A 7,142-nucleotide genomic window follows, 5' to 3' on the forward strand; every position below is an offset into this window, starting at 1 on the left:
GCCGGCGATGATGCCACCATCTGCGAAAGCTCTACCTATACCTTAAGTACCGCCACCGCTACCGATTACACCAGCCTGCTCTGGACATCAAGCGGCACAGGCACTTTCGATGATGCCACCATCCTTGCTGCCACCTACACCCCGAGTGCTGCTGACATAACCGCCGGAAGCGTCACCCTGACGCTGACTGCTCAGTCTGCCGCCCCATGTGTTGAGGCCAGCGATGATATGGTTCTGACGATCAGTCTGCAGGCCACGGCCGATGCCGGAGTTGACGCCACGATCTGCGAAGGCTCAACCTATACCCTGAGTACCGCCGTTGCCACGAATGCCGCATCAGTTACCTGGAGCAGCAATGGCACAGGCTCGTTCGACAATGTGAACCTTGTCAACGCTACTTACACACCTAGTGCCGCCGATATCATCAATGGTTCAGTTATCCTGACCATGACAGTCACATCAGTTTCACCTTGCGTGGGCGATGTTGATCAGATGACCCTGACGATCAACCCGCAGGCCATAGTGAGTGCCGGAACCGATGCAACCATCTGTGAAAGCTCTACCTATACCTTAAGCACCGCCACCGCTACCGATTACACCAGCCTGCTCTGGACATCAAGCGGTACAGGTACGTTCGACGATGCCACCATCCTCGCTGCTACTTACACCCCAAGTGCTGCGGACATTGCCGCCGGAAGCGTCACCCTGACGCTGACCGCCCAGTCTGCCGCTCCGTGTGTTGAGGCCAGCGATGATATGGTACTGACAATCAGCCTGCAGGCCACGGCCGATGCAGGCGTTGACGCCACCATCTGCGAAGGATCAACCTATACACTGAGTACCGCTGTTGCCACGAATGCCGCTACCATCCTCTGGAGTACCAGCGGAACTGGAACATTCAGCAACACTACGGCGGAGAACCCAGTTTACACACCAAGTCAGAATGACATCGACGACGGTTCAGTGATCTTGACCATGACGGTCACTTCAGCCGCTCCATGTGCCGGAGACATCGATCAGATGACCCTGACGATCAACCCGCAGGCCATTGTCAGTGCCGGCGATGATGCCACCATCTGTGAAAGCTCCACCTACACCCTGAGCACCGCCACCGCTACCGATTACACCAGCCTGCTCTGGACCAGCAGCGGCACAGGTACCTTTGACGATGCTACCATCCTTGCTGCCACCTACACCCCGAGTGCTGCGGATATTGCCGCCGGAAGCGTCACCCTGACGCTGACCGCCCAGTCAGCCGCCCCGTGCGTAGAGGCCAGCGATGATATGGTATTGACGATCAGCCTGCAGGCCACGGCCGATGCAGGTCCCGATGCCACCATCTGCGAAGGTTCAACCTATACACTGAGTACCGCTGTTGCCACGAATGCCGCTACCATCCTCTGGAGTACCAGCGGGACCGGCTCATTCAGTTCGACTTCGGTACAAAATCCGGTTTACACACCAAGTCAGAATGACATCGACGACGGTTCAGTGATCCTGACCATGACGGTAACTTCAGCCGGTCCGTGTGCCGGAGACATCGATCAGATGACCCTGACGATCAACCCGCAGGCCATTGTCAGCGCCGGCGATGATGCTACCATCTGTGAAGGTTCAACCTACACCCTGACCGCGGCCACCGCTACCGATTACACCAGCCTGCTCTGGACTTCAAGCGGCACGGGCACATTTGACGATGCTACCATCCTTGCTGCCACCTATATCCCGAGCGCTGCGGATATTGCCGCCGGAAGCGTCACCCTGACGCTGACCGCCCAGTCTGCCGCTCCGTGTGTTGAGGCCAGCGATGATATGGTACTGACAATCAGCCTGCAGGCCACGGCCGATGCAGGCGTTGACGCCACCATCTGCGAAGGATCAACCTATACTCTGAGTACCGCTGTTGCCACGAATGCCGCTACCATCCTCTGGAGTACCAGCGGAACTGGAACATTCAGCAACACTACGGCGGAGAACCCGGTTTACACACCAAGTCAGAATGACATCGACGACGGTTCAGTGATCCTGACGATGACGGTCACTTCAGCCGCTCCATGTGCCGGAGACATCGATCAGATGACCCTGACGATCAACCCGCAGGCCATAGTGAGTGCCGGCGATGATGCCACCATCTGTGAAAGTTCCACCTACACCCTGACAACCGCCACAGCCACCGACTACACCAGCTTACTCTGGAGTACCAGCGGCACCGGCACCTTCGATGATGCCACGATCCTTGCTGCCACCTATACCCCGAGTGGTGCAGACATAGCTGCCGGTAACGTCACCCTGACGCTGACCGCCCAGTCTGCCGCTCCGTGTGTTGAGGCCAGCGATGATATGGTACTGACGATCAGCCTGCAGGCCACGGCCGATGCCGGAGTTGACGCCACGATCTGCGAAGGCTCTGCATACACATTATCAACAGCCTCAGCCACCAATGCTACCCTGGTTACCTGGAGCAGCAATGGTACGGGCTCGTTCGATGATGTAAGCCTGGTCAACGCCACCTATACCCCAAGTGCAGCCGATATCCTGAACGGAACAGTAACACTCACACTCACCGTGACCAGTGCTATTGGATGTGTTGATGCCACTGACTTTATGGTATTGACCATCAACCCGCAGGCCATTGTCAGCGCCGGCGATGATGCCACCATCTGTGAAAGCTCCACCTACACCCTGAGTAACGCTACTGCTACCGATTATACCAGCTTACTCTGGACATCAAGCGGGACAGGTACATTCGACGATGCTAGCATCCTTGCTGCGACCTATACCCCGAGTGCTGCGGACATTGCCGCCGGAAACGTCACCCTGACACTGACCGCCCAGTCTGCTGCCCCGTGTGTTGAGGCCAGCGATGATATGGTATTGACGATCAGCCTGCAGGCCACGGCCGATGCAGGTCCCGATGCCACCATCTGCGAAGGTTCAACCTATACACTGAGTACCGCTGTTGCCACGAATGCCGCTACCATCCTCTGGAGTACCAGCGGGACCGGCTCATTCAGCAGCACCACAGTTCAGAACCCGGTTTACACACCAAGTCAGAATGACATCGACGACGGTTCAGTGATCCTGACCATGACGGTCACTTCCGCTGCCCCGTGTGCCGGAGACATCGATCAGATGACCCTGACGATCAACCCGCAGGCGATAGTAAGTGCCGGCGATGATGCCACCATCTGCGAAAGCTCTACCTATACCTTAAGTACCGCCACCGCTACCGATTACACCAGCCTGCTCTGGACATCAAGCGGCACAGGCACGTTTGACGATGCTACCATCCTTGCTGCGATCTACACCCCAAGTGCTGCGGACATTGCCGCCGGAAGCGTCACCCTTACGCTGACTGCTCAGTCTGCTGCCCCGTGTGTTGAGGCAAGTGATGCCATGGTACTGACGATCAGCCTGCAGGCTACGGCCGATGCAGGAGTTGACGCTACCATCTGCGAAGGCTCTGCATACACATTATCAACAGCTTCAGCTACCAATGCTACCCTGGTCACCTGGAGCAGCAATGGTACGGGTTCGTTCGACAATGTGAACCTGGTGAATGCAACGTACACACCAAGTGCCGCCGATATTCTCAACGGATCAGTGATCCTGACCATGACGGTCACTTCAGCTGCCCCGTGTGCCGGAGACATCGACCAGATGACCCTGACGATCAACCCGCAGGCGATAGTAAGTGCCGGCGATGATGCCACCATCTGCGAAAGCTCTACCTATACCTTAAGTACCGCCACCGCTACCGATTACACCAGCCTGCTCTGGACATCAAGCGGCACAGGCACGTTTGACGATGCTACCATCCTTGCTGCGATCTACACCCCAAGTGCTGCGGACATTGCCGCCGGAAGCGTCACCCTTACGCTGACTGCTCAGTCTGCTGCCCCGTGTGTTGAGGCAAGTGATGCCATGGTACTGACGATCAGCCTGCAGGCTACGGCCGATGCAGGAGTTGACGCTACCATCTGCGAAGGCTCTGCATACACATTATCAACAGCTTCAGCTACCAATGCTACCCTGGTCACCTGGAGCAGCAATGGTACGGGTTCGTTCGACAATGTGAACCTGGTGAATGCAACGTACACACCAAGTGCCGCCGATATTCTCAACGGATCAGTGATCCTGACCATGACGGTCACTTCAGCTGCCCCGTGTGCCGGAGACATCGACCAGATGACCCTGACGATCAACCCGCAGGCCATTGTCAGTGCCGGCGATGATGCCACCATCTGTGAAGGTTCAACCTACACCCTGACCACCGCCACCGCTACCGATTACACCAGCCTGATCTGGACCAGCAGCGGCACAGGTACCTTTGACGATGCCACCATCCTTGCTGCCACCTACACCCCGAGTGCTGCGGATATTGCCGCCGGAAGCGTCACCCTGACGCTGACCGCCCAGTCTGCCGCTCCGTGTGTTGAGGCCAGCGATGATATGGTACTGACGATCAGTCTGCAGGCTACAGCCGATGCCGGAACCGATGCAACCATCTGTGAAGGCTCAACCTATACATTATCAACAGCTTCAGCTACCAATGCTACCCTGGTCACCTGGAGCAGCAACGGCACGGGCTCGTTCGATGATGTAAGCCTGGTTAACGCCACCTATACCCCGAGTGCAGCAGATGTACTGAATGGTTCAGTGATCCTGACCATGACGGTTACTTCATCCGCTCCGTGTGCCGGAGACATCGATCAGATGACCCTGACGATCAACCCGCAGGCCGTAGTCAGCGCAGGAACCGATGCCACGATCTGTGAAAGCTCGACCTACACCCTGACCACGGCCACCGCTACCGATTACACCAGCTTACTCTGGACTTCAAGCGGCACAGGCACTTTCGATGATGCCACCATCCTTGCTGCCACCTACACCCCGAGTGCTGCGGACATAGCTGCCGGAAGCGTCACCCTGACGCTGACCGCCCAGTCAGCTGCCCCGTGTGTTGAGGCAAGCGATGATATGGTATTGACGATCAGCCTGCAGGCCACGGCTGATGCCGGAACCGATGCAACCATCTGTGAAGGCTCAACCTTTACATTATCAACAGCCTCAGCTACCAATGCTACCCTGGTCACCTGGAGCAGCAATGGTACGGGTTCGTTCGACAATGTGAACCTTGTGAATGCTACGTACACACCGAGTGCTGCGGATGTCATTAATGGTTCAGTTATCCTGACCATGACGGTCACTTCAGCTGCCCCGTGTGCCGGAGACATCGATCAGATGACCCTGACGATTAACCCGCAGGCTATAGTGAGTGCCGGCGATGATGCCACGATCTGTGAAAGCTCGACTTATACCCTGACTACTGCGACTGCTACCGATTACACCAGCTTACTCTGGACATCAAGCGGAACAGGTACCTTCGATGATGCGACCATCCTTGCTGCGATCTACACCCCGAGTGCTGCAGACATTGCCGCCGGAAGCGTCACCCTGACGCTGACTGCCCAGTCTGCTGCCCCGTGTGTTGAGGCCAGCGATGATATGGTACTGACGATCAGCCTGCAGGCTACGGCCGATGCCGGAACCGATGCAACCATCTGTGAAGGCTCAACCTATACATTATCAACAGCCTCAGCTACCAATGCCGCATCAGTTACCTGGAGCAGCAATGGTACAGGCTCATTCGATGATGTAAACCTTGTCAACGCTACTTATACACCGAGTGTCGCCGATGTACTAAATGGTTCGGTAATCCTGACCATGACAGTCACATCAGCCGCTCCATGTGCAGGAGACATCGACCAGATGACCCTGACGATCAACCCGCAGGCCATAGTGAGTGCCGGCGATGATGCCACGATCTGCGAAAGCTCGACCTACACCCTGACCACAGCCACGGCTACCGATTACACCAGCCTGCTCTGGACATCAAGCGGAACAGGTACGTTCGATGATGCGACCATCCTTGCAGCGACCTACACCCCGAGTGCTGCGGACATAGCTGCCGGAAGCGTTACCCTGACGCTTACTGCCCAGTCAGCTGCCCCGTGTGTTGAGGCAAGCGATGATATGGTACTGACGATCAGCCTGCAGGCTACGGCCGATGCAGGAACCGATGCTACCATCTGTGAAGGCTCTTCATACACATTATCAACCGCCTCAGCCACCAATGCTACCCTGGTCACCTGGAGCAGCAACGGTACGGGTTCGTTCGACAATGTGAACCTGGTGAATGCTACGTACACGCCGAGTGCCGCCGATATCCTTAATGGTTCAGTGATCCTGACCATGACAGTCACATCAGCTTCACCTTGCGTGGGCGATGTTGATCAGATGACCCTGACGATCAACCCGCAGGCCATAGTGAGTGCCGGCGATGATGCCACGATCTGTGAAAGCTCGACCTACACCCTGATCACCGCTACCGCTACCGATTACACCAGCCTGCTCTGGACATCAAGCGGCACAGGCACGTTCGACGATGCCACCATCCTTGCTGCGACCTACACCCCGAGTGCTGCGGACATAGCTGCCGGAAGCGTTACCCTGACGCTGACCGCCCAGTCTGCTGCCCCGTGTGTTGAGGCCAGCGATGATATGGTATTGACGATCAGCCTGCAGGCCACGGCCGATGCCGGAGTTGACGCCACGATCTGCGAAGGTTCAGCCTATACATTATCAACAGCTTCAGCCACCAATGCTACCCTGGTTACCTGGAGCAGCAATGGCACCGGCTCGTTCGACAATGTGAACCTGGTGAATGCTACGTACACACCGAGTGCCGCCGATATCATCAATGGTTCAGTCATCCTGACCATGACGGTCACTTCCGCTGCCCCATGTGCCGGAGACATCGATCAGATGACCCTGACGATCAACCCGCAGGCCATAGTGAGTGCCGGCGATGATGCCACGATCTGTGAAAGTTCAACCTACACCCTGACCACAGCCACCGCTACCGATTACACCAGCTTACTCTGGACCAGCAATGGCACCGGCACCTTCGACGATGCCACCCTCCTTGCTGCCACTTACACCCCGAGTGCTGCAGACATTGCCGCCGGAAGCGTCACCCTGACGCTGACCGCCCAGTCTGCTGCTCCATGTGTTGAGGCAAGCGATGATATGGTACTGACGATCAGTCTGCAGGCCACGGCCGATGCCGGAGTTGACGC

General features: G+C 56.9%; 1 protein-coding gene. It reads left to right on the plus strand.

Annotated features, from left to right (window positions below; translation table 11 throughout):
- The coding region (locus TBC1_RS18010) for a beta strand repeat-containing protein (protein WP_201781664.1) at positions 1-7,142 on the plus strand (7,142 nt) is incomplete at both ends.

The sequence above is a fragment of the Lentimicrobium saccharophilum genome (assembly GCF_001192835.1).
Lineage (GTDB): Bacteria > Bacteroidota > Bacteroidia > Bacteroidales > Lentimicrobiaceae > Lentimicrobium > Lentimicrobium saccharophilum.